The organism is Roseibaca calidilacus, from assembly GCF_001517585.1.
Classification (GTDB): Bacteria; Pseudomonadota; Alphaproteobacteria; order Rhodobacterales; family Rhodobacteraceae; genus Roseinatronobacter; species Roseinatronobacter calidilacus.
In genome coordinates this window covers 1,968,646-1,991,765 of the sequence record NZ_FBYC01000004.1, presented here as the reverse complement: position 1 = coordinate 1,991,765, position 23,120 = coordinate 1,968,646, and the positions used below count along the sequence as shown (strand labels likewise).

The 23,120-nt window shown below is 61.6% G+C and carries 22 protein-coding genes; 10 read left to right on the top strand and 12 right to left on the bottom strand.

Features of this window, described 5'->3' with window-relative positions; all coding sequences use genetic code 11:
- Positions 1-41: 41 nt before the first annotated feature.
- Both AWT76_RS13345 and AWT76_RS16520 read left to right on the top strand, forming a co-directional pair.
- A complete protein-coding gene (locus tag AWT76_RS13345; protein WP_072246780.1) occupies positions 42-1,538 on the top strand; it encodes a fused MFS/spermidine synthase in 1,497 nt (498 codons plus the stop codon).
- 179 nt (positions 1,539-1,717) lie between these two features.
- A protein-coding gene (locus AWT76_RS16520; RefSeq protein WP_141655833.1) for an IS5 family transposase occupies positions 1,718-2,475 on the top strand; the annotation gives its coding sequence in 2 pieces (ribosomal slippage) (positions 1,718-2,054 and positions 2,054-2,475; 759 coding nt in all).
- A gap of 444 nt (positions 2,476-2,919) precedes the next feature.
- Here the strand turns inward: AWT76_RS16520 and AWT76_RS13330 are convergent.
- Entirely contained in the window at positions 2,920-4,695 is a 1,776-nt protein-coding gene (locus AWT76_RS13330; protein ID WP_072246779.1) for an SLC13 family permease, read from the bottom strand.
- 184 nt (positions 4,696-4,879) lie between these two features.
- Between AWT76_RS13330 and acuI the strand changes: the two genes are divergently transcribed.
- Together acuI and AWT76_RS13320 are read left to right on the top strand one after the other, a co-directional pair.
- A complete protein-coding gene (gene acuI, locus AWT76_RS13325; protein WP_072246778.1) occupies positions 4,880-5,872 on the top strand; it encodes an acryloyl-CoA reductase in 993 nt (330 codons plus the stop codon).
- 118 nt (positions 5,873-5,990) lie between these two features.
- On the top strand, positions 5,991-6,734 hold the full coding sequence (locus AWT76_RS13320; protein WP_072246777.1) for a c-type cytochrome: 744 nt from the start codon (positions 5,991-5,993) through the stop codon (positions 6,732-6,734).
- Position 6,735: 1 nt separating this feature from the next.
- Here the strand turns inward: AWT76_RS13320 and AWT76_RS13315 are convergent, their stop codons facing one another.
- Both AWT76_RS13315 and AWT76_RS13310 read right to left on the bottom strand, forming a co-directional pair.
- A complete protein-coding gene (locus tag AWT76_RS13315; RefSeq protein WP_072246776.1) occupies positions 6,736-8,181 on the bottom strand; it encodes a sensor histidine kinase in 1,446 nt (481 codons plus the stop codon).
- Positions 8,178-8,906 (bottom strand): response regulator transcription factor, encoded by a 729-nt coding sequence (locus AWT76_RS13310; protein ID WP_072246775.1) that lies wholly within the window; start codon positions 8,904-8,906, stop codon positions 8,178-8,180. Before AWT76_RS13310 ends, AWT76_RS13315 begins: the two co-directional genes overlap by 4 nt.
- A gap of 192 nt (positions 8,907-9,098) precedes the next feature.
- On the opposite strand from AWT76_RS13310, the gene AWT76_RS13305 reads away from it, so the two are divergent.
- The 4 genes from AWT76_RS13305 (at position 9,099) to AWT76_RS13290 (ending at position 13,290) form a co-directional block, all read left to right on the top strand.
- Positions 9,099-10,337, top strand: coding sequence for an ABC transporter substrate-binding protein (locus tag AWT76_RS13305; RefSeq protein ID WP_072247715.1), 1,239 nt, complete (start codon positions 9,099-9,101; stop codon positions 10,335-10,337).
- Positions 10,338-10,435: 98 nt separating this feature from the next.
- Entirely contained in the window at positions 10,436-11,305 is an 870-nt protein-coding gene (locus tag AWT76_RS13300) for a carbohydrate ABC transporter permease (RefSeq protein ID WP_072246774.1), read from the top strand.
- Positions 11,298-12,188 (top strand): carbohydrate ABC transporter permease, encoded by an 891-nt coding sequence (locus AWT76_RS13295; RefSeq protein ID WP_072246773.1) that lies wholly within the window; start codon positions 11,298-11,300, stop codon positions 12,186-12,188. Before AWT76_RS13300 ends, AWT76_RS13295 begins: the two co-directional genes overlap by 8 nt.
- Before the next feature lie 4 nt (positions 12,189-12,192).
- A complete protein-coding gene (locus AWT76_RS13290) occupies positions 12,193-13,290 on the top strand; it encodes an ABC transporter ATP-binding protein (protein WP_072246772.1) in 1,098 nt (365 codons plus the stop codon).
- A 451-nt stretch (positions 13,291-13,741) separates the two neighbouring features.
- Here the strand turns inward: AWT76_RS13290 and AWT76_RS13285 are convergent, their stop codons facing one another.
- The 6 genes from AWT76_RS13285 to AWT76_RS13260 all read right to left on the bottom strand — a co-directional run bounded on the left by AWT76_RS13285 (position 13,742) and on the right by AWT76_RS13260 (position 17,538).
- Positions 13,742-14,539: a DUF1217 domain-containing protein gene (locus AWT76_RS13285; RefSeq protein WP_072246771.1), complete on the bottom strand. Its 798-nt coding sequence runs from the start codon at positions 14,537-14,539 to the stop codon at positions 13,742-13,744.
- A complete protein-coding gene (flbT, locus tag AWT76_RS13280) occupies positions 14,536-14,940 on the bottom strand; it encodes a flagellar biosynthesis repressor FlbT (RefSeq protein ID WP_072246770.1) in 405 nt (134 codons plus the stop codon). Before flbT ends, AWT76_RS13285 begins: the two co-directional genes overlap by 4 nt.
- On the bottom strand, positions 14,937-15,314 hold the full coding sequence (flaF, locus tag AWT76_RS13275) for a flagellar biosynthesis regulator FlaF (protein WP_072246769.1): 378 nt from the start codon (positions 15,312-15,314) through the stop codon (positions 14,937-14,939). Before flaF ends, flbT begins: the two co-directional genes overlap by 4 nt.
- A 173-nt stretch (positions 15,315-15,487) precedes the next feature.
- Positions 15,488-16,708 (bottom strand): flagellin, encoded by a 1,221-nt coding sequence (locus tag AWT76_RS13270; RefSeq protein WP_072247714.1) that lies wholly within the window; start codon positions 16,706-16,708, stop codon positions 15,488-15,490.
- Positions 16,709-16,921: 213 nt separating this feature from the next.
- Positions 16,922-17,263, bottom strand: coding sequence for a hypothetical protein (locus AWT76_RS13265; protein ID WP_072246768.1), 342 nt, complete (start codon positions 17,261-17,263; stop codon positions 16,922-16,924).
- Positions 17,260-17,538, bottom strand: coding sequence for a rod-binding protein (locus AWT76_RS13260; protein WP_082700277.1), 279 nt, complete (start codon positions 17,536-17,538; stop codon positions 17,260-17,262). The genes AWT76_RS13265 and AWT76_RS13260 overlap by 4 nt, the downstream gene beginning before the upstream one ends.
- An 89-nt stretch (positions 17,539-17,627) precedes the next feature.
- On the opposite strand from AWT76_RS13260, the gene AWT76_RS13255 reads away from it, so the two are divergent.
- Both AWT76_RS13255 and AWT76_RS13250 read left to right on the top strand, forming a co-directional pair.
- A complete protein-coding gene (locus AWT76_RS13255; RefSeq protein ID WP_072246766.1) occupies positions 17,628-19,058 on the top strand; it encodes a flagellar hook-length control protein FliK in 1,431 nt (476 codons plus the stop codon).
- A gap of 34 nt (positions 19,059-19,092) precedes the next feature.
- On the top strand, positions 19,093-19,761 hold the full coding sequence (locus AWT76_RS13250) for a flagellar hook capping FlgD N-terminal domain-containing protein (protein WP_072246765.1): 669 nt from the start codon (positions 19,093-19,095) through the stop codon (positions 19,759-19,761).
- Positions 19,762-19,766: 5 nt separating this feature from the next.
- Here AWT76_RS13250 and AWT76_RS13245 read toward each other — a convergent pair whose 3' ends face one another.
- Genes AWT76_RS13245 through AWT76_RS13235 form a run of 3 tightly spaced genes read right to left on the bottom strand, consistent with a single transcriptional unit; the run spans position 19,767 to position 23,118 of the window.
- Positions 19,767-20,888 carry a pyridoxal phosphate-dependent aminotransferase gene (locus AWT76_RS13245; protein ID WP_072246764.1) on the bottom strand — a complete coding sequence of 374 codons (1,122 nt, stop codon included), beginning with the start codon at positions 20,886-20,888 and terminating at the stop codon, positions 19,767-19,769.
- A gap of 44 nt (positions 20,889-20,932) precedes the next feature.
- On the bottom strand, positions 20,933-22,459 hold the full coding sequence (locus AWT76_RS13240; protein WP_072246763.1) for a cryptochrome/photolyase family protein: 1,527 nt from the start codon (positions 22,457-22,459) through the stop codon (positions 20,933-20,935).
- Positions 22,453-23,118 (bottom strand): SDR family NAD(P)-dependent oxidoreductase, encoded by a 666-nt coding sequence (locus tag AWT76_RS13235; RefSeq protein WP_072246762.1) that lies wholly within the window; start codon positions 23,116-23,118, stop codon positions 22,453-22,455. Before AWT76_RS13235 ends, AWT76_RS13240 begins: the two co-directional genes overlap by 7 nt.
- Positions 23,119-23,120 lie beyond the last annotated feature (2 nt).

Below are 23,120 nucleotides of genomic sequence, written 5' to 3'. Positions count from 1 at the left end.
GGGCTTGGCCCTAACCTGCTGGTGCTGCTTCGGGAGGGTGTATGCACAGACTCTGGGTTCTGATCGCGGTGCAGGCCACCGTTGCCGCCGCCAGCCTTGTGGTGGAAATTGTCGCGGGCCGGATGCTGGCCCCCTATGTCGGCATGTCGCTATATACGTGGACGTCGATCATCGCGGTGGTGTTGGCGGGGTTCTCGGCCGGGCATTGGGTTGGCGGGCGGCTTGCGGAATTGCCCCCGGACCAAGCCCTGCGCGCGAATGGCTGGGCGCTGCTGGCCGCGGCGCTGACCACGGGCGGGGCGCTGTTCTTGCTGCGCGGTATGGCCGGGCCGGTCATCACGACGGTCGACCACCCCGTGGCCGTGATCGTGGTGCTGACAACGCTGGTGTTCTTTCTGCCTTCGTTTTTCGCGGGCATCCCGGCCCCCATCCTCAGCCATGTGGCCGTTCTGCGCCATCCTGACCGCGCGGGCCGCGCTTTGGGGGCCATGTTCGCAGCGGGCGCATGGGGGGCCATTCTTGGCACGCTCGCGGCAGGGTTCGTGTTCATTTCATGGCTGGGCAGCACCGGCACGCTGGTGGTGGTTACGGTGGTCTATGCCGCTTTGGCGCTGCACAGTTTCTGGGCCGCGCAGGGGCTGGGCCGCTGGCTGGTGCAAGGCGGTGTTGCCGCGCTGGTGCCCTTGGTGCTGGCCGGGGCGACCCTGTCGCGCCCCGATCCTTGCACGGTGGAAAGCAATTATTTCTGCATTCGCGTGGTCGAACAATCGCCCATCGGGCCAGAGCGGGTGATGGTGCTGGATCATCTTGTGCATGGCATCTCGTCAGGCGATGACCCGCGCGCCATGTTGACGGTTCATGCCATGATGCTGGATGGGTTGTCGCGCCTGCGGATGGAGGGGCGCGCCGCGTGGTCGGCCTTTCTGATCGGCGGGGGCAATTACGCCTTGCCGCGCGCTTGGGCCGCACATGATGAACCCGTCGATGCGACCGTGGCCGAAATGGACCCAGAGGTGACGCGCAGTGCCGCCGAACATTTCTGGTTCGACCCGGCAACCGCGACGGTCATCCATTCCGATGCGCGCCGGGTGCTGACCTTGTCGGACACGACCTATGACATCGTCATCGGCGATGCGTTCACCGATATCGCCGTGCCCGAACACCTGATAACGCAAGAGTTTTTCGCCCTTGTGAAGGACCGGCTGAACCCCGGCGGCGCGTATATCATGAACGTGATCGACCATATGGACCGGCTGGAGGCGCTGGCCTCGGTCGTGGCCACCGCGCAGGCAGAGTTCGAGGTGGTCGAAATCTGGGCCGACCCGCTGCATGACCCGTCAGAGGACCGCCGCGTGTTCATCATGGTCGCGGGCGACGCGCCGACCCCGGTCAGCCAGTTTACCCACATGCACCCCGAAGCGCGTCAGGTGGTGCGGGTGGACGCCGCGTCGATCCGCGATTTGGCCGCGCGCGACAGCACGGTTGTCATGACGGATGATTACGTGCCGATTGCCCGGCTGATGGGGGCGCGGAGTTAGGTGGTAGGGCGGTTGTGCGGGTCGAGAAGCGAGCGTTCTCTACATCGAATTCCACCACGCACTATCTTGAGAGGGCACTAGGAATATCGTAGTCGGGATGCCATGACTTATCCGTTAGGCTCAGGACCCATTGATTTCACCTTTGCGGCGTGATTCACGCTCCGCAAGGAGACTGATCAATGAGCAATCTTTTCTGGCTGACCGACGCCCAGATGGAGCGTCTAAAACCCTTCTTCCCCAAGAGCCATGGCAAGCCTCGCGTTGACGACAGACGCGTTCTCAGCGGGATAATCTTCATCAATCGCAATGGGTTGCGGTGGTGCGACGCGCCCAAGGAATATGGTCCGCACAAGACCTTATACAACCGCTGGAAGCGCTGGAGCGATATGGGCGTGTTCGCCCGGATCATGGCGGGTCTGGCGGCGGAGGGGACTGAGACCAAGACGGTCATGATCGACGCCACATATCTGAAAGCACATCGCACGGCTTCGAGCCTGCGGGTCAAAAAGGGGGGCCTGGCCGCCTGATCGGTCGCACGAAAGGCGGCATGAATACCAAACTGCATGCTGTCACAGATGCTATCGGTCGCCCCATTACCTTCTTCATGTCGGCCGGACAGGTCAGCGACTACACCGGTGCGGCGGCTTTGCTGCGGGAGTTGCCAGAAGCTGATTGGCTGCTTGCAGATCGCGGCTATGATGCGGACTGGTTCAGAGATGCGTTGAAAGACAAAGAGATAAAGCCCTGCATCCCTGGTCGAAAGAAGCGCAAGACCCCTGTGAAATACGACAAGCGACGCTACAAACGGCGCAACCGGATCGAGATCATGTTCGGTCGGCTAAAGGATTGGCGCAGGATCGCCACTCGCTACGACAGATGCCCAAAGGTGTTCCTTTCCGCAGTCGCGCTCGCAGCAACCGTCCTCTTCTGGCTGTGAATATCAATGAGTCTGGAGCCTAAGGGTGAACGCTGTAAATTAACGTATATTGGCGAGAAAGGCACTGGGTTGGAATCGGCCCTGTATATTGATACTGATCGTCTTTCAAGGATTCAGGGAAAACGCCAAGGCTGGCAGAAATTGAAAGGGTTAAAGAGGCGATATATATCGTCGGAACCAATACGGCGAAAAGGAGTAAGTCTGGGTGAAACAGACGATATTTGGATTCAAACTTGAGGAAAATTAAAAATGCTTGGCTTAGACGCTTTATTAAAGTAGCAAGGCTTACCGACCGTTAAAATAAGATATTGAAAATTTTTCATTTAATTGTCGGATTAGGGTCGAAACAGATGCTGCTTCTCAAATAACCCTACGATTCTGCGTAATTACTGAATGTTGTTGATGGACGCCGAGCCGACATGGGGCGTTTGTGTATCCAGCCCCCTAAAACGGAAAGAATAACGGGATCACCCCTACCGCCATGGCGGCATAGAGCAGGTTCAGCGGCAGACCCACGCGCAGGAAATCGGTGAACTTGTAGCCCCCGGCGCTATAGACGAACGTGTTCGTCTGGTAGCCGATGGGTGTGGCGAAGCTGGCAGAGGCCGCGAACATCACAGCGATGATAAACGGGCGCGGATCGTAGCCCAGTTGCAGCGCCAGCGCGATCACGATGGGGCCGACCAGCACCGCCACGGCGTTGTTCGACACCATTTCAGTCAGCGCGTTGGTCAGCACATAGACCGCCGCCAGAATGGCCAGCGGACCAAAGCCGCCAACCAGCCCGATAAAGTTCTCCACGATCAGCTCTGCCGTGCCTGTTGCGGCCATGCCCATGCTTAGGCCCAACATGCCGAAAATCAGGAATAGGATGCGCCAGTCGATGGCGTCGAAGGCCTCTTCCGGGTCCACGCAGCGGGTCAGCATGACCACCACCGCGCCCACCACCGCCAGCCCGGCAATGGGCATAACGTTCAGCGCCGCCAAAACAACCACGGCCAGCACCGTGGCAACGGCAATCGGGGCCTTGCCGCGCCGCACGGGTTGCTCGGACGGCTCAGACAGGTTCACGATACCGCCATCCTCGATCATGCGCTGAATGCCCTCTGGCGGCCCTTCCAGCAGCAGCGTGTCGGCAAATTGCAGGCGCAGATTCTGCACGTCGTCCGAAATGTTGCGCTCTTGGCGGTGAACGGCCATCAGATACACGCCATAACGCCGCCGCAGCTTCAGCGCCTTGATGGGCCGCCCGCGCAGGGACGAATTGGGGCCGATGCTGGCTTCCATCGTGATGGTGCGGGCGGCGGTGACGGGGGCGAAGCCACTGTCGGACATGTCGCGGAATTCGATCTCGCCGTCTTCCTTCAGGCCAAGGATTTCGCCGGTATCGGTCTTGATGACCACGCGGTCACCCGCTTCCAGCACCACGTCATCCAGCCTGCGCCGCAACGACACCTCGCCGCGCACCACGTCCAGCACCCGTGCGGCGCGATTGTTGAACGGCAGGTCCGCCAGCGTCTGACCGATATAGTTGGACCCCGCCGGGATCAGCAGGCGCGCCATGAACTTGCGCTTTCCGTCCTGACCAAGCATGGAGGCCATCGAGGTGCGGTCGGGCAGCAAGAAGCGCCCGGCGAACACCATATAGGCCATACCGACACTGGCCATCAGCAAGGCGGGCAGGGTCATTTCGAACATGGTCAGCGGCGGCTCGCCCGCATCCGTGGCAACGCCGCTCATCAAGATGTTGGTCGAGGTGCCGACCAGCGTCAGCGTGCCGCCCATGATCGCGGCGTAGGACAGGGGTATCAGCATCCGCGACGGTGTCACGCCGACAGAACTGGCCACAGAGATCATGACTGGCGTCAGCAAGATGACAACGGGGGTATTGTTCATAAAAGCAGAGGCCACCATCGCGCCCCCCATCATCAGGAACATCGCACGCAGATACGACCCGCGCGCATGGGCGCGCATCCACGCGCCCAGAATGTCCAGAACGCCGGTGCGTTCCAGTGCTGCCGACAGGATGAACATCATCGCGATCGTGATCGGCGCAGGAGAGGCAAAGACTTGCAGGAAGTCTTCCGTGGGTAGGATACCCATCACCAACAGCGCCGCCGATGCCCCGAGTGCGGTCACTTCCGGTGGGTAGATTTCCTTGAAGAAGCTGAACAAAACAGCCGCCAAAACCAGAAGGACGAAGATCTGCTCGAAGCTCATGCAGGGCCTTTGTTATGCGAGGGCGCGTCCGCGCAGTTAAGTCTGAAATCTGCGCGCGTCACAATGGAAAATCCGGGACTGCGCACCACGCGCCGGACTGTGCCGCAAAATTCTGCACGCCGGGCATGGCTTTGGCAGCGGGGCTGGATTAGGCTTTCGGTCAAACATTCGGAGGGGAATGCAAATGACATTCAAGGCGCTTGTAGTCGAGAAGCTGGAAGACGGCACAACCAAGGCCGCTGTGCAGGACATGACCGAAGACCGCCTGCCTGCGGGCGAGGTGACGGTCGCAGTCGCCTATTCCACGGTCAACTACAAGGACGGGTTGTGCATTGGCCCCGGCGGTGGGCTTGTGCGCAATTACCCGCATGTGCCGGGCATTGATTTCGCCGGTCATGTCGAGACGTCGGACGATCCGCGCTACAAGCCCGGCGATGCGGTCGTTCTGACTGGCTGGCGCGTGGGCGAAGCGCATTGGGGCGGCTATGCGCAGAAAGCGCGCGTCAAGGCGGACTGGTTGGTGCCCCTGCCTGACGGCCTGAGCGCGCGGCAGGCCATGGCCGTGGGCACCGCCGGTTTCACCGCGATGCTGGCCGTTATGGCGCTGGAAGATCATGGGCTTCAGCCGGGCCAAGGGCCTGTGTTGGTCACGGGCGCTGCCGGTGGCGTGGGGTCTGTTGCGGTCGCGCTTCTGGCCGCGCTGGGCCACGAGGTTGCCGCCGTCACTGGGCGGCCCGAAACCGAAGCCTATCTGCGTGACCTTGGCGCAAGCCAGATCGTGCCGCGCGAAGAATTGAACGAAACCGTCAAGCGCCCGCTGGAATCGGAAACATGGGCGGGCTGCGTCGATGCTGTGGGCGGCGCAATGCTGGCCCGCGTGCTGGGGCAGATGAAATACGGCGCTTCGGTTGCCGCTGTTGGCCTTGCCGGCGGTGCCGGGTTGCCTGCAACCGTGGTGCCTTTCCTGCTGCGCGGGGTAAACCTGCTGGGCATCGATTCCGTGATGCAACCCTATGACAACCGCCTGCGCGCGTGGCAGCGCATTGCCGCCGATCTGCCGCTGGACAAGCTGGAGGCCATGAGCCAGCCCGCCACGCTGGCCGACCTGCCGCAGTTGGGTGCGGATATCCTGAAAGGGCAGGTGAAGGGGCGCGTGGTGGTCGATGTAAACGCTTGATTGCACGCTTTCTGAGCAGATACTGTTTACTTGGCGGTAATCCCGCTTAGGTCAAAGTGCCGAAACGTTTGCAACGCCAGAGGATGACATGCCCCCCCGGAAAGACCCGATAGAGTCCATGAGCCCTGCTGAAAAACTGCTGCGTGTTGGCGTGATCGGCGGCACGGCCCTGCTTTTGGTGCTGGCCACGGTCAGCAGTTTCCGCGATGGCCCGGGGCAAAACGGTGCGCCGCAGGTGGCGGAAGCCCCGGCCGCGGAGGAGGACGACAGCGAAGAGGCCGCCAGCGCGGATGACGCGCCCGAACCCGCCCCGGAAGACGAGGAGGAATCGGTCGAAACGGCAGAGGCAGAGCCTGAGGCAGAAGCCGACGCCGAAGCAGAGGAAGAAACCGCTTCGGCAGAGGATGACGCCGCGCGCGGTGACGAGGATTCAGAGGTCGAAACTGCCGAAGCTGAGGATGACAGCGCGCAGGCCGAGACAGCCTCTGCAGAGGCCCCGGCAGAAGAATCCGGGTCTGACAACTGGTTGGAAGAATCGCCACTGCTGGCCAGCGCCGATATCGACGCGGGTGAAAGCGCCTTTCGCCAATGTTCTGCCTGCCACCAATATAACGCCGAACGCAATGCCGGTGGTCCGCACCTTGTTGGCATTGTCGGGCGAGAGGTGGCAGCCGTCGAGAACTGGCGCTATTCCGATGCGCTGCAAGACGCAGGCGGCGTCTGGACGCCGGAACGGCTGGAAGAATGGCTGACCAACCCCGATGACTACCTGCCCGGCAACCGCATGGCCTATCCCGGCGTGCGCGATGAGCAGGAACGCATCGATATTATCGGGTTCCTTGCTGCGCAGGCTGACGGGTAACCTATCCGCGCGGCAGGACAAGCCGGGCGCATAACCCATGGGGGCGCTGTTCGAATTCCAGTTCGCCCCCATGCTGCGCGGCAATCGTCGCCACAATGCTCAGCCCCATGCCGAAGCCTGAAATCGGTGTGCCCTCGGCATCGGTGATGTTGTCACCGCGCTGAAACGGGTCAGTCAGGCGGCGCAGGCTGCCCGGGTCCAACTCGCGCCCCGCATCTTGCACTTCCAGCACCACGCGCGCGGAATCGGCGCGCAAGGAAATATCGGCGCGGCGGCCATATTTCAGGGCATTCTCGATCAGGTTGGACAGCGCGCGTTCTAACGCTAAGGGCCGCCCGGTAAACAGCAGCCGCCGCGATCCGGGCAAGGCGACACGGCGGGGCCGGCCAAAAGCGAACACCGATTGCGCTGTGCCCATGCTGGCGGGGGCGTCCAATGTCATCCCCACCGGGCGGCCCGTGTCGCGGTAATCATCGACCACCGCTTCGGTCAGGGCGGCAAGGCAGAATTCGCGTGCGGGTTCGGCGGCGATTTCGGCGCGGGTGAAGGTCAGGACTTCCTCTATCATCGCGCCCATGCGGTCCAGATCTTCCTCGAACCGGGCGCGTAGATCGGCATCTTCAATCAGCGCAGCGCGCAGGCGCAAGCGCGTTGCCGGTGTGCCAAGGTCGTGGCTGACCCCTGACAACACCATGGCGCGCCGCGCCAGCCGCGCGCGTTCATCGGCCAGATAGCCATTCACGGCGGTGATCGTTGCGCGCAATTCTTCGGGGCCGGTCAGAGCCAGATCGGCGGTTTCGCCGGGGCGGCGGCGCGTGGCCAGACCGCGTGCGAGATCGCGGAACCCAGCAGCCATGTCGGCGGCATGGCTGACCAGTGCCATCAGCGCGACACCGGCCAGCACCAATGCCCCGATCCGCCAGTCGCGCGGTTGCGCCGCGCAGGACCAAAGCGTGCTTTCGGCCCGCCACCATGGGCCATTCTCGGCGCGCAAGAATAGCACCGGGTCCGAACACAGCCGCGCCAGATCGCGCGACAAGGCGGCCATGCCAGCATAAGCGCCGGGTTCCGCCCCCAGTTCTGCCACCGGATATTGCAAGCGCGCGCTGACAACCTGCACTTGCAGCCTAGTGCCGCCGCCTTGGCCCGCGCCGTCCGGGCCGGGCTGGCGAAAAGCCAGCGAGGTGATGCGCGCCGACGGCCGCATCCCCGCCTCGACAGTGCCGGGGGGCTGGTCGGCCCGCCCGAGCGACACGAGCCGCATATCCTCTGGCAGCGGCGCGCCCAGCAGAACGGTCGCGGCCAGATCATGCCCGGCCTGTGCCGCGCGCGCCAAGTGATCGCGCCAGGCTTGGGTCGAAGACATCCACAGCCACGCCGCCAGCACGCCCGCGCCCATGGCCAACACGATCCACAGGCTGGCCCAGCCGCGCAGGCTGCGGATCATGCCTCGGCCTCGACGGGGCAGGCCAGCACATAGCCCACGCCGCGCGCGGTGCGGATCAAGGTTGGGTCTTTCGGCGCGTCCTCTATCTTGCTGCGCAAGCGGCCCACCAGCATGTCGATGGCGCGGCCTTCGGCAGGGTCGGTGCCTTCGCCCAGCACATCCATCGCTTCGGCAATTTCGTCGCGCGACAGGGGGATTTCGGGGTTCGCCAGAAACACCTGCAACAGCTGCCGCTCGCGAGTGGACAGCGCCACCTGATACCCGCCGGGGGCATGGGCGCTGGCCTCTCGGGTATCAAAGCGCCAGCCCGCGAAACGGTAGACCCGCGCTTGCCGCCGATAGGCCAATGACGCCGCGCGCCGTGTGCGGCGCAGAACGGCGCGCACGCGGGCGACCAGCAGGTCCGGGTTGAAGGGTTTTGCAATGTAATCATCCGCGCCCGACCGATAGCCCGCCATGCGGTGGTCATCCGCCGACAAGGCCGACACCATGATGATTGGCACATCATGGTCCTGCCGCAACTGCTGGCAGATGCGCAGCCCGCTTTCATCGCCCAGCATGACATCCAACAATATCAGGTCCACGCGCCCCGCCGCCATCTGCTGCGCGACGCCGGCGCCATCCTGCACGCCCGCCACGGAAAAGCCGTTGCGTTGCAGCCAGCCGACCATCATCGAGCACATCTCTGCGTCGTCATCGACCACCAACAGGCGGGAAATGGTCATATGCGCTTCTCCTTCGGGCCGCGTGTGACCCGGTTTAGCACCAAGCGCGCGGGTTTTGTAACAGCCTGTAACAAGCCGCGCGAAAATCGGTCAATCCGGGCGCATAGGGCAGTTGCGCGCCGTGCATGGCTTGCGTCATGGTGCCAGCGTCGGCGGATGTCCCGCCAACCATCTGGGAGGATGATCATGAATATGAAGCTGATTCTTGCGACTTCGGTCGCGTCGTTCTGCATGGCCGGTGCTGCTCTGGCGGAACCGCAAGCAGAGGTTCTGCATTGGTGGACCTCGGGCGGCGAAGCCCGCGCCGTGGCGGTGTTGCAGGAAGAATTCGCAAGCCGTGGCGGTAGCTGGACCGATATGCCCGTCGCCGGTGGCGGTGGCGATGCGGCCATGACCGCGTTGCGCGCTCGTGTTCTGTCGGGCAATGCGCCTACCGCTGTGCAGCTAAAAGGCCCGGCCATTCAGGAATGGTATGAAGAGGGCGTGCTGGCCGATATCTCTGCCGTGGCAGAGGCCGAAGGCTGGGCAGATATTCTGCCGGCCTCTATTGCTGGTCACATGCAGTGCGAGGGCACTTGGTGCGCGGCACCGGTGAATGTGCACCGCGTGGATTGGGTCTGGGCGAACAAGGCCATCCTTGACGAGCACGGCATTGAAATGCCCAGCAACTGGGATGAATTCAACGCCGCCGCTGACAAGCTGCAAGCGGCTGGCATCACGCCTTTGGCGCATGGTGGTCAGGCATGGCAGGACGCAACCGTGTTCGAAACCGTGGTTCTGGGTCTTGGCGGGCCGGAATTCTTCCGCTCGGCGCTGATTGATCTGGATATGGACGCGCTGCGCTCTGACACGATGAAAGCCGTGTTCGACCAGATGCGCACCATGCGCGGTTATGTGGATGCCAATTTCTCGGGGCGTGACTGGAACCTTGCCACCGCGATGGTCATGAATGGCGAAGCCGCCTTCCAGATCATGGGCGACTGGGCCAAGGGCGAATTCTTGGCCGCGGGCAAGGTGCCGGGCGAGGATTTCCTCTGCGCGTCTACCCCCGGTGATGGCTATCTGTATAACGTCGACAGCTTTGCCATGTTCAATGTCGAAGGTGATGACGCAGTTGCAGGCCAGAACCTGCTGGCAGAGCTGATCGTGGGGGAGAACTTCCAGAAAGTGTTCAACCTGAACAAGGGCTCTATCCCGGTGCGCAGCGATGTGGCGCTGGACGAGTTCGACAGCTGTGCCGTTCTGTCCGCCGATGACATGGCCGCAACGTCGGAATCCGGGTCGCTGCTGCCGTCTTATGCGCATGGCATGGCCCTGCGCGGGGCGCAGGCGGGCGCGATTACCGACGTCGTGACTGCGCATTTCAACAGCGATATGTCCTCTGACGACGCTGTGGAGATGCTGGCTGACGCGGTCGCCAACTCGATGTAAGACAACCGGGTCGGGCACTTATGCCCGGCCCATCCTTGCGGCCCATCGCCGCCCGTGGCCCCGCGCCGCCCCATTTCCCATATGAAGGGAGGCTTCCCATGCAATGGCTTGAACGCCATGTGCCGAAGCTTGTTCTGGCACCCAGTTTCATCGCGGCCCTGCTTTTCGTCTACGGCTTTATTGGTTGGACGGCATGGGTCAGTTTTACCCGCTCGCGGCTGCTGCCGAATTACGATCTGGTCGGCACCATCCAGTATGAACGGCTGTTCGCATCCCCCCGGTGGGAAGTCGCGCTGAACAACCTGTTCGTGTTCGGCGTGCTGTTCATCGGCATTTCGATGCTCCTGGGCCTGCTGCTGGCGATCTTTCTGGACCAGAAAATCCGCACCGAAGGCGTGTTGCGCACCATTTACCTATACCCGATGGCGCTGTCGCTGATTGTGACAGGCACCGCGTGGAAATGGATGCTGAACCCCGGCCTTGGGCTGGAAGCCATGGTGCGCGGCTGGGGGTTTGAAAATTTCCGCTTCGACTGGATCACCAACCCCGACATGGCAATTTACACCGTGGTCATCGCCGGGGTCTGGCAGGCGTCGGGCTTCGTGATGGCGCTATTTCTGGCCGGGCTGCGATCCGTGGATGGCGAGATCATAAAGGCCGCGCAGGTCGATGGCATCCCGACCCATCGCATTTATACCGCGATCATCATTCCAAGCATGGCGCCGATTTTCCTATCGGCATTTATCGTGCTGTCGCATTTGGCGATCAAAAGCTTTGATCTGGTCATCGCGCTGACCGGGGGCGGCCCCGGCTACGCCACCGACCTGCCCGCGACCTACATGTATGCCATGGCATTTTCGCGCGGCGACATTGGCCAAGCGGCGTCCAGCGCAATGGTCATGATGATGATCGTTTTCGCCATTGTGGTGCCTTACCTCTATTCCGAATTGAGGGCGAAACATGACTGACGCGACCTATTCCGCCCCAACCCAGTCGCGCGCGCTGAAGATTGCGCTGCGCTGGGGGCTATACCTGATGCTGACAGTCTTCGCGCTTTGGTATCTGCTGCCGTTCTTCGTGATGGTGACAACCTCTCTCAAAAGCCTTGAAGAAATCCGCACAGGCAGCCTGATCGCCCTGCCGCGTGAAGTGACCTTTGACGCATGGCGCACAGCGTGGTCGGGCGCGTGCACCGGCATTCAATGCGAAGGCTTGCGGCCCTTTTTCTGGAACTCGGTCATGCTGGCCGTGCCTGCGGTCCTGATCTCGACCATCCTTGGCGCAATGAACGGCTATGTCGTGGCGCAATGGAACTTTCGCGGCGCGAATATCATCTTCGCGCTGATGCTGTTTGGCTGCTTCATCCCGTTCCAGGTGGTGCTGCTGCCCATGGCGCGCACCTTGGGCATTCTGAACATCGCGGGCACCATTCCGGGGCTGATCTTTGTGCATGTCATCTACGGAATCGGGTTTACCACGCTGTTTTTCCGCAACTATTATGTGACCATCCCGGCAGAACTGACCAAGGCTGCTAAAATCGACGGGGCGGGGTTCTTCCGCATCTTCTGGTCCATCTTCCTGCCGCTGTCGCTGCCGATCATCGTTGTGACCGTCATCTGGCAATTCACCCAGATATGGAACGATTTCCTGTTCGGCGTGTCTTTCAGCCAGGCGGGGACGCAGCCGATTACGGTCGCGCTGAACAACATCGTCAACTCCACCACCGGCGTCAAAGAATACAATGTCGATATGGCCGCCGCGATCATCGCCGCCCTGCCGACCTTGCTTGTCTATGTCGTCGCCGGAAAATACTTCATTCGCGGCCTGACCGCCGGATCGGTGAAAGGATAACCCCATGTCGCATATTCTAGAGGTCGATGGCCTGTTCAAAAGCTACGGCGCGACCGAAATCCTGAAAGACATCAATGTCAGCATCGACAAGGGAGATTTCCTTGTGCTGGTCGGCCCGTCGGGGTGCGGGAAATCCACCCTGCTGAACTGCATCGCGGGGCTGGAGCCGATCACCGGCGGCGCGATCCGCATTGCGGGCCAAGACATGACGCAGGTCAGCCCCAAGGACCGCAACATTGCCATGGTGTTCCAAAGCTACGCGCTTTACCCGACCATGAGTGTGGCCAAGAACATCACCTTCGGCATGCAGGTGCGCGGCGTGGACAAGGCCACGCAGGCCGTGAAACTGGCAGAGGTCGCGCGCCAGTTGCAGATCGAACCGCTTCTGAACCGCCGTCCGGGGCAGTTGTCGGGCGGGCAGCGCCAGCGCGTTGCCATGGGGCGCGCGCTGGTGCGTGACCCCGCGCTGTTCCTGTTCGACGAACCGCTGTCGAACCTTGACGCCAAACTGCGCGTCGAAATGCGCACCGAAATCAAGCGCCTGCATCAGGATTTGGGGGCGTCTATGGTTTATGTCACTCACGACCAGATAGAGGCGATGACGTTGGCCACCAAAATTGTGGTCATGAAAGGCGGCATCATCCAGCAGATCGGCAGCCCGCACGAAATTTACACCCGCCCCGCGAATACGTTTGTGGCAGATTTCATGGGTAGCCCGGCGATGAACCTGATCCCAGCCCGCGCCACGCCGAACGGGCAGGGCAGCGTGATCGAGATTGCGCGCGACGGCGACGAACCTTTGCGCCTGCATGAACCCCGCCATGCGGGGTTGGCCGGCGATATTCTGCTAGGGCTGCGCCCCGAAGATATGCACGAAGCCACCGCGCGCGCGGGTGAGGCACTGCAAGGCGGCGCCGTGCGGGTTGATGTGGTCGAACCGGCTGGGGCCGACACCTATGTTGTGGCCAAACTGGGCGGCAAAGAGGTGACATCGCGCCTGTCGGCCGATACCCGCGCGCGGGCAGGCGAAATGCTGGAGGTCGGGTTCGACCTGTCGAAAGCGTCGTATTTTGCGCCCGACACTGGCGAGCGACTGGCCTGAAGCCGAACCGCCGCGGTGCGGCTATTGGGGGGCACAGGCGCGACTATTTAGGACCGCGCTCGGCCCCCGGTCACCCCAACCGTGGTTTTTCGCGCTGAGGTATTTGACTGAGTGTTGAACGGGCAAATACCCGTTGTCTAAGGCACATCCAAAAGCTTTGCGTGTTTCGCCCATTGCAGACCGTCGCGCATGGGGGGCGAAACCCTTTGGCGGGCAGGTGCGGTGCTTTTGGTGGCAGTCATCCAGCCTACGATAAGCATCTGTGATCGCGTGTTTTGCGCCTAACCGGACGCCTTGTGCTGCGTGATGTGCTTTGGGTTTTGATGCTCAGAAGGATAGGCCATGGCGCGCAGCCTTGAATGTGCGCGATGCTCCCGGGTGTGGTCTGTCGAGGCACTTCGGGCGTTTTCGGTTGGGTAATATGGTGTCGCGCCTTGCCTTGTTTCAAGGGTTAGCGCGCGGGCGATAACAGGCTTAGGGCTATGGCAGCCCCGCTCATTCCGGCTTGGCTTCCTCGAAGCTGATCCATAATCAGAAATCGCTGCGTCATTTGGTCGAGTCGCTCGGGTTCGACAAGCTCTGCGATGCTGTCGGTCCCGAACCGCTTCTGGCTTGCCGCGCGCAGGCGTTGCAACTGTTCATCAATGTCGAGACTGGTAAATTCCTTGGGCAGCCCAAGGGCGGTTTCCAATACGCGCCGCGTCGGCGGATCGCCCAGAACGGAAAACCAACGCGCTGTCTCTGACCGGGCGCTTGCAGCGATTTCGGGCAGCTTGCGTTCGAATGCCAAGGCAAGGCGCATCGAATCGTTGCTGTTTCCAACGGCAACCTCGAAGGACATGGCCTGAAACCGCGCCAGAAGCGCCGGGGCCTGATCTGGGCTGGGCGTGCTGCCGCCGCCCGGCGCTAGATGGGCCATCTCGCGCGCCATTGCCAAATAGCGCTTGTCCGCCAGCCGGTTGGCGAGCGCTTGGGGCGTATCAATCCCGTCGGTAATGACTTTCTTGATGAAGGCACGATTGTCGATGTCGGCTTGCAACCCGTAGGCACCCAGCACAACGCTTAGAACCTGCCGGTTGCCGACCAGATCATCCGCGCTGCGCAGCTTGGCGAAATCCCGGGCAAAATCTTGCGTCAGGCGTGCCATAGCAGGGCTGGCTGTGAAACTGCTTTCTTGGCGCGCGCGGGTGCGTTTCAGAAACTCCCATCCCGCCACGCCGCCCAACGGCACGATCGGTTGAAAGCTCATACCTTTTGCGCCGCCATAAGCCGCGCCTCGCGTGGTAAAAGGGCCCGGAGCGATTTCAACGCTTGATAATATTCTCCATCCAAAGCCATCTCGGTCGCTTCGCGCAGATATTGCGTGCTGTCGGCGTCGCGGAATACTTGGCTCAACTGTTCGATGGCGCGCAAGAGGGGCGTTCGAATATCCGCCGGGTCTGCATCTCCTGACAAGATCAGTTGCACCATGTAACATGTGCGCCTGACTGGCGTCGTCGCATCGTCCGGGTGGATGGCGTCACGCAGGCGCAGGACCTTGGCGTTCGGAGTCTTGATGGACAGGCTTGTGCGCTTATCGCCGTTCTCGATGACAGCCCCGTTCAACAAGATTCGTTCGCGTGGTCCAAGGCGGATGACAAGGCCGGTCATGTCAGTCCGCTTTCGCCATTCAGCCCGCGCATGATTGCGACATTCAGGTCAACCAGCACCTCTGCGTGATCGCGGCCGTTCAAGACGGCGTCGCTATGCGACATTATGAATTTGGCCAAGCCAAGCAACTGGGCCCGCAACGCGGTTGGAAGCAGGTTTTCGTCAGAAGCAAGGTCGAATGTGAATTCGGTCCAAAGGCGCCGGTTTGCATCCAAGGCATCGGCAAGCGCGGGAAATGCAGTTGGACCACCGGCAATTGCGGCTCTCAGCCGCGCGGTAACTTGCGCAAGCGCGTCGTATTCGACGGCCCTTGGTGGCTTTTGTGCAATATTTGGTGTGCCATAGGCTGCCAGTGCCTGAGCATGAGCATTCATCTCGGTTCTCCTGGAAGTGGTGTTGCAACATGGTGCAAAAGGTCAGAAAGGGTGTTTGGCGCGATGCGATCCTTCGCGCGCCAGTCAGGCACCACAGGTCTTTGCGCCGCGGTTGAGAGCCCCTCTCGTCTATAAGTGCATGGGCCCCGTTGTCGGGGCCCATGACCGGCGTCTTAGCGGAATAGCGACAGGATGTTCTGCGGCTGCTGGTTCGCAATCGACAAGGACTGCGTGGCCAACTGCTGTTGCACCTGCAAAGCCTGCAAACGCGCCGAGGTTTCTTCCATGTCGGCATCGACAAGGCTGCCGATCCCCGTGGTCAGCGAGTCGGTCAGGTTTGTGACGAACTCTGCCTGAGTGTCGATACGCTTTTGGTCCGAGCCGAAAGAGGCCGCCGCATCAACGGCTCTGTCGATCAGGGTTTCGATCGTCTCGAGGGCTGCTTGCGCCCCCGCTTGATTGCTCACATCGATCGCGTCGAGTGCGGCCAAGCCACCGGAGCCGACAGATGTAAACTGACCGCTGATCTGCAACGAGTTCGCACCGTCATTGGTCACCGTCAATGTGCCGCCCGTGCCGCTGTCATAGTCAACGGTTACGTCCGCACCAGACGCTTCGATCGCGTCTTTCACCTTGACCGCAAGGACATCTTCGATGGTGGTGGAAGCGATGTCTTCGGCCGTGATCGTGTAGCTGACCGAGTTTTCGCCCAAGCTGATATTGATCCGGTCACCAGCCGCATACCCGGCAGTTGCCTGGTCCGTGAACACGATCGTGCCCGCATCGGTTGATCCGCCGTTACCATCCAATGAGAAGCCGAATGCATCGCCGCTATCGGCGGCAACCCCGTTAGTGCCGGTGAAGGCCTCTCTTGCGGTGTAGGTTCCGGCCGAAAGGTTTTGGGCTGTCACGGTGATGCTGCTGCTTGTGACGGCACCGCCTGAATCGCGGTCCAGCGAACTGAGAATGTCCGTGCTGGTGACAGACCCATCAACCAGGTTCAGGCCGTTGAATTGCGCGGCACCAACGACAGAACTGATCTGGTTCTTGAGCGCGGTAACGTCATCGTTGATTTTGCCACGGTCGACATTGCTTTCCTGCGCCGCAACAATACGGCCTTTCATCTCTGTCAGCAGGTCCGTCACGGTTTCGGATGCTTGGCGCGCAACGGCCACGGTCGATTTGCCAAGTGCAAGGCTATCGGAGATCGCTTTGAAGCCTTTGACATCGGAATCCATGGTCTTGGAAATGGCCCAAACGGCCGCATTGTCGCGGGCAGAGCCAACGCTTTTTCCAGTCGAGATTTCCGATTGCGTTTGCGCCAGATTCTTGTTGACGCCGCGCAGGGTTTGCAGCGCGACCATTGCACTTGTGTTTGTCAGAATGCTTGACATGAGTGTAACCTTCGATTTCGTGCTTTTGCACATTGAATTGAAGCGCCCTTGCGGCACCATTTCACTGCATTCTGCAAACGACCCGTTATTGAGGCCGGTCGACGATACGGTCGATAGGCTGATTTTGGGGCCGAAAGCGTTGAAAAGTCGTGAACGGATTCGGGCCGGTCGCAGTTCTTTTCGCTTTTCGCGCAGGATGGTTAATGGCCCGCGTCATGCTTTTTGAGTGAACTGGCTGGCTGGATTGCACAGGGCATGGCGCGTGCCGTCGGCCCCATATGCTGTCGTGCCTACTGTGCTGGATTGGCCGTGCGTCAGGTTGCGCACAGTCTGGATTGCCTGTGACACAACGTCCAGCAATTCGGCGTTTCGTCTGGCCAGAACCTGCAATGTGCCAAGTTCCGCACTGGTCAGGTGGCCGCGCTTTAGCCGGGCTGCTGCACGTTCTTTACGTTCTGCGATAGGTTCCAATTCGTGCAGGTTTCCCGATAGCAGTGCGGCATGTTCCGCGATCAGGATAGACTGCATCCGCGCGAAGGGTGACGGGCCGATCATTGTGGTTTTGCTGGCGGCTCGGGCGCGTAATGCCGAATGATCGTTTCGGCCAGCCCGATGCCGCCGCGCTCTGCAATTCGTTGTGCTTGGGCATCCAGCAGGAACGACGCGAAGTGCGATTCGCCAATGCCGCCGCCCTGCGATTCCGAAGGTCGTCCAGCGCCAGAGGCGGCAAGCATCTGCGCCAAAAAGACCGCTTCGAACTGGCGCGCGGCTGTCTTGATCTGTGGCTTGGGCTGGCTTGCCAACATTACAGGGCCTGATGTGTGCAGCATGATGTCCTCCATTCAATGGGGCTATACTGGTTGTTGGCGGTAAAGATTCGGTAAGCACTCTGTGACAGTCTGATCGGCAGGAGGTGCTCATGCCGGATGTCAAATTCCAGTCCGATAGCGCGGGGTCAGTGCGGGTGCCGTGGCATCAGCCCGCGCCCGTTGCAACAGGGTCCGGCAATGGCTGTTTTGCACAGCTTGTGGCCGGGCCTCAGGCGGGGCAAGGGGTGCAGGCGGCACCAGCGCAGGTGTTGTTTTCGTCCGAAAACCCGGAGAGCCCGGCAGGCCAGACCGTAGCGACGGGCGATTCTGGTCAACAGGGCTTGTGGGGGCTTTGCACGGTTTCGACGGTGCCCCTTGGGCGCGCCGCGCTGGGGGCTATACCATCTGCTCAGATGCCGGATGACATGCGCCGCGATAGTGCGTTGCCAGAGGATGACAGCCCAACCAATGCCGCGTCTGGTTTGGATCAGACGGTGGCGCAAACTAGCGTGGCGCCTGTGCAAGACGTGCCCTTTTGGGCAGAACTTTCGCCCTTTTCAGAGCAAATGGCGGAAGCAGCGGTCCTGCCGCAAGCGGTGCCGGAAGGCTTTGGTCAATTCGCAGGCGGGCCCGCGGGGCTAACCCATATGGCGCAATTGCCGACCAGAATGGCCTGCGCGCAGATGGTTGGCACGATACTGCGCACGGGCGGCGGCGCGGCGCCAACTGGTCAATCCTTAGCAAGTCCGACCTTGGGCCAGCCTGTTGCCGCCGGCTTGGTCGTGGCGGGGCGGGGCAACTGGCACGGCGCGAAGGATGCGGTCAATCCGGCCGCGCAGACTGGTCTGCCTGTGGTTCCGATTGCAGAGGCGGCGCTTGCGCCAAACCCAAGGCTCTCGGGTCGTGGCGCGGCTGCGATTTTGTCGCGGTCCGGCCCTGCGGCCCCGCCACAACCGACCATACCCTCAACCATCGTCGCGCTGGCACCGTCTGGGCCGATAGGCCATGATCTGGGGCCGCGCCTGACCGCAACGGAATTCGGGGATGGGTTTTCATCCATGATGATGTCGGTGGGCGCTGGGCCAAGCGGTTCCGCCTTGGCGCCCATAGGCACTGCGCTGGCGGCATCGCCTGCGACACCCAGCCAACAAGTCGCTCTGGCCCTTGCCTCTGCGCAGGGTGACACGCTGGAACTTGTGCTGTCACCCGAAGAACTGGGCCGCGTTCGGATACAGCTTCAGTCGTCCGAAACGGGGCTGCATTTGCTGATTTCCACGGAACGGCCCGAAACGCTCGATCTGCTGCGCCGGAATATCGCGCATCTGTCGCGGGATTTGTCCGGGCTTGGCCTTGGCAACACAAGTTTCGAATTTGCCGGGGACCAGCCCAAGGGCGGGCAGGACCAAGGGCGCCGCGCTGATGCGGGCCAAACCGAATTCCGGCAGGTGGCAACTTCGGATTTGCCGATTGGCCAGATCGTCGCTTCTGGTCAAATCCTGTCGTCCGATCTGCCCGGCGCGGGTTTGGACCTTAGGTTCTGAGGTGAACTTTCTAATCAAGACAAGGATATAGACTATGCTTGACCCGATTGCCCCAAGCGCGCCTACTGCCCGTGATGCAGGCACGGTGCCTGCGTCTGCCTCGGGCGGGGCGGGCGATTTCCAGACATTTCTAACCATGTTGACCACGCAGATGCAGAACCAGAACCCACTGGAACCGATTGAAGCGTCCGATTTCGCGGCGCAGCTTGCCACATTTTCTGGGGTTGAGCAGCAGGTGCACACCAACGATCTGTTGACGCGGCTTGTGGGGCGGATGGGGTTGGCGGACCTTGCCGGATGGGTTGGGAGAGAGGTTCTAAGCCCGGCGCCGGTGCGGTTCGAGGGCGAGCTGATTCGGCTTGTTCCCCCCGAAGTGGACGGCGCGAATCGGGCAGAGCTGGTCGTGACCGACAGCAATGGCAGAGAGGTGGGGCGGTACACGGTCGATCCGCAAAGCACCGAGATCCTGTTCGAGGTGCCTGAAACATCTACGGTTTTGGAACATGGCGCGTTTTACGGTTTCTCTATGGTCAGCTACCGCGACGAGGTGGAACTGGCCGAGAATCCGGTTCTTGGGTATGCGCCCGTGATGGAGGCGCGCACCGATTCCGGTCGCACATTGCTTGTTTTGGCAGGTGGGCAGATCATCGATAGCGATGACGTTGTTGGCCTGCGCGACCCTGCGGTTGCAGCCGCCGGATAGCGGCATCACCGGGCGTGACTGCTCTTCTCAATTTCCGCCAGAGCGTTGGGCAGTGCATCAGCGAACACGTTCAACACCGCATCTGGCGCGGTGCTGACCCGGATGCACCGGTCTTGTGGCGCGACGAATGGCATCCGCACGAAAACATCGCGGGCCATAAGGGCGTTGACCAGTCGCCGCGCGAAAGTGCCATCGCGCCCGGTGTCGAGGGCGACGAAACTGGTGGCCGATGGCAGCATATACAGCCCGTTATCCGCAGCGATCCGGCCCAGAGTTTTGCGTGCCTCGGCAACATCCTGTTGCACCTGCCGCAGCCATGCCTGATCTTGCAAGGCAGCCAGCGCAGCGGCTTGTGCGACCCGGCCCATCCCGAAATGGTTTCGGACGCGGTCGAACATCGCGATCACCTGCGGCGCAGCAATTGCATAGCCAACACGCATCCCTGCCAGGCCGTAGAGCTTTGAGAAGGTCCGCATCCGGATCACGCGCGGGTTGTCCGGGTCTATCTGTGGTGCGGTGCCGGGTGGGGCCGCGTCGATATAGGCCTCGTCCAGCACCATGAATGTGCCCTCGGGCACGGCCCGCACCATGCGTTCCACGATGCGGGCGCTGTGCCATGTGCCCATCGGGTTGTCGGGGTTGCAGAAATACAAAAGCTTCGCGCCGACATCTTCGGCGCAGGCCAAAAGCGCGCCGGGGTCTTCGTGGTCGTCCCGGTAGGGCACCTTATGCAGCACCCCGCCAAACCCGGCGACATGGTAATTGAAGGTCGGATAAGCCCCATCGGAGGTCACAACCGGGTCGCCGGGCGCGACGATCATGCGCACCAAAAGGCCCAGCAGCCCGTCTATCCCCTCGCCGATGATGATATGGGCGGGAGTGACACCATGATGTGCCGCCAATGCGTTACGCAGATCAAAGCATTCCGAATCGCCATACATCCATGCGTCCGGCGCGGTTTTGCAAATCGCCTCTATCGCGCGTGGCGAGGGGCCGAAACCGCTTTCATTTGCTCCGATCCGCGCCTTGAAGGGGCGGCCATTTGCGCGCATATGCGCCTCTGGCCCGACAAAGGGCACCGTTGCGGGTAGATCGACAACAAGGGGCGTAAAACGTGGCGTTTTCATATCTTCGGGATAGGGGAGGGCACGCGGCAGGGCAAGTCTGTCGCTCAGACAGTCGCACCCGAATCGAGCTTTTGCAAGAACGCCTCGGCCTCTGTCAGAACCGTGTCGCGCCGGGTTTGCTCCATCCGGTCGAAAGTGCGATACATCTGCGCCATACGCGGGTTGCCCGCAAAACGATCGCGGTGCCGGATCAGAAAGTGCCAGTATAGCAGGTTGAACGGGCAAGCGCGCGGGCCTGTCTTGTCCTTGACCCGATAATGGCAAGACCCGCAATAATCTGACATGCGGTCAATATACGCGCCAGAGCTGACATAGGGTTTCGAGCCCACGACCCCGCCATCGGCGAATTGCGACATGCCGATCACATTCGGTGCTTCGACCCATTCATAGGCATCGGCATAAACCGCCAGATACCATTCATGCACCTGCGCCGGGTCCACCCCGGCCAGCAGTGCAAAATTGCCCGTCACCATCAGCCGTTGGATATGGTGCGCATAGGCCAATTCTCGGGTTTGCCCGACCGCGTGATGCAGGCAGTTCATCTGCGTATCTGCGCCCCAGAACAGCGCAGGCAGCGCGCGGCGATGGTCCAATGCGTTGCGGCGGGTATAACCCGGCCCTTCCAGAAAATAGATGCCGCGGATGAATTCGCGCCAGCCAATGATCTGCCGAATGAACCCCTCGACCGAGTTGATGGGCGCATGGCCCTGCGCATAGGCATCGGCCGCGCGCTCGCAGACCTCTAGCGGGTCAAGAAGCCCTGCATTCAGATACAGGCCAATCACGGCATGATACAGATACGGATCGCCTGCCAGCATCGCATCCTGATACGCGCCAAAATCGGGCAGGGCATGGGTGATGAAATGGTCCAGTGCACGCAAGGCACCCGCGCGGTCTGTCTGGAACTGAAAGGGGCGCAGCGTGCCGAAATTGTCGGGAAAGCGCGCTTCGACCAAGTCCAGAACTTGGGCCAGCACATCATCGCCCTGCGCGTGGGGGGGCGCTTTGCGAAATAGGTCGTCGCTGGCGGGTTTGCGGTTGTCGTGGTCAAAATTCCACTTTCCGCCCAAGGGCTTGTCGCCGTCCATCAACAGCCCGGTCTTGCGGCGCATCTCGCGGTAGAAATACTCCATCCGCAGGGCTTTGCGGCCCTCGGCCCATGTTTCGAACGCGGCATGGGTGCAGATAAAGCGCGTATCCTCCAGCAGCGTCAGGTGCAGCGGCAGGCTGCGCAGCGCGTCGATCAAGCGCCATTCGCCGGGTTCCGTGGCCAGCACGCGGTCGGTTCCAAATTCCTCGGCGCGGCGCAGCAATTCGGCGGGGATGGAGCCGCCATTCTGCGGGTCATCCAGCCGCGTGTACGCGACCTGCCAGCCCTGTGCCTGCAACTGTGCCGCGAATTTGCGCATGGCGGTGAAGGTGAAGGCGATCTTCTTGGGGTGGTGGGGGACATAGCCCGCTTCAGACGCGACCTCTGCCATGACCACCACATCGGTTGTGCGGTCGGCCTCTGCCAGCGCGGACAGCGATTGCGATAACTGGTCGCCCAGAACCAGAACCAGGTTTACCATGGCACGGTCGCCCCGGAATAATCGAAGAACTGCCCGGTATCCTCTGGCCCCAGCCGGTCCATCACCTCTAGCAGGCGCGCGGCGGCATGCTCGGGGCTGACTGCGGGGTGGCGGCCAAGGTATTTCTTGGTGAAATTTGTTGCAACCGTGCCCGGATGCAGCGCCACGCAGGCCGCCTGTTTGTGGGTGCGCCCCAGTTCAATCGCCGCGCCGCGGATAATCTGGTTCACCGCGGCCTTGGCTGCGCGGTAGCTGTGCCAGCCACCGATCTGGTTGTCCCCGATCGACCCAACACGTGCGGACAGGGTAGCCACGACAGCGGGCGCATCGCGCGGCATCAGGCGTGCGGCGTGGGCCAGAACCAGCGCCGGGCCGGTCGCGTTTAGCGCAAATTGCGCGGCCATGCCTTCGGGGGTGATCTGTTTCAACGCTTTTTCAGGGCCATGCGGCCCGATTTCCAGCGCGCCGGTGGCGATGATAATGCGCGTGAACGGCCCCTTCAGCACCGATAAATGGGCGTTCACAGAACCCGCATCGGTCACATCCAGCCCATCTTCGCGGCGCGACAGGCCGGTTACATCCCAGCCCTGCGCTTGCAACCCCGCCACCAATGCGCGCCCTATTCCGCCAGATGCCCCGATAACCAGTGCTTGTTCCATAT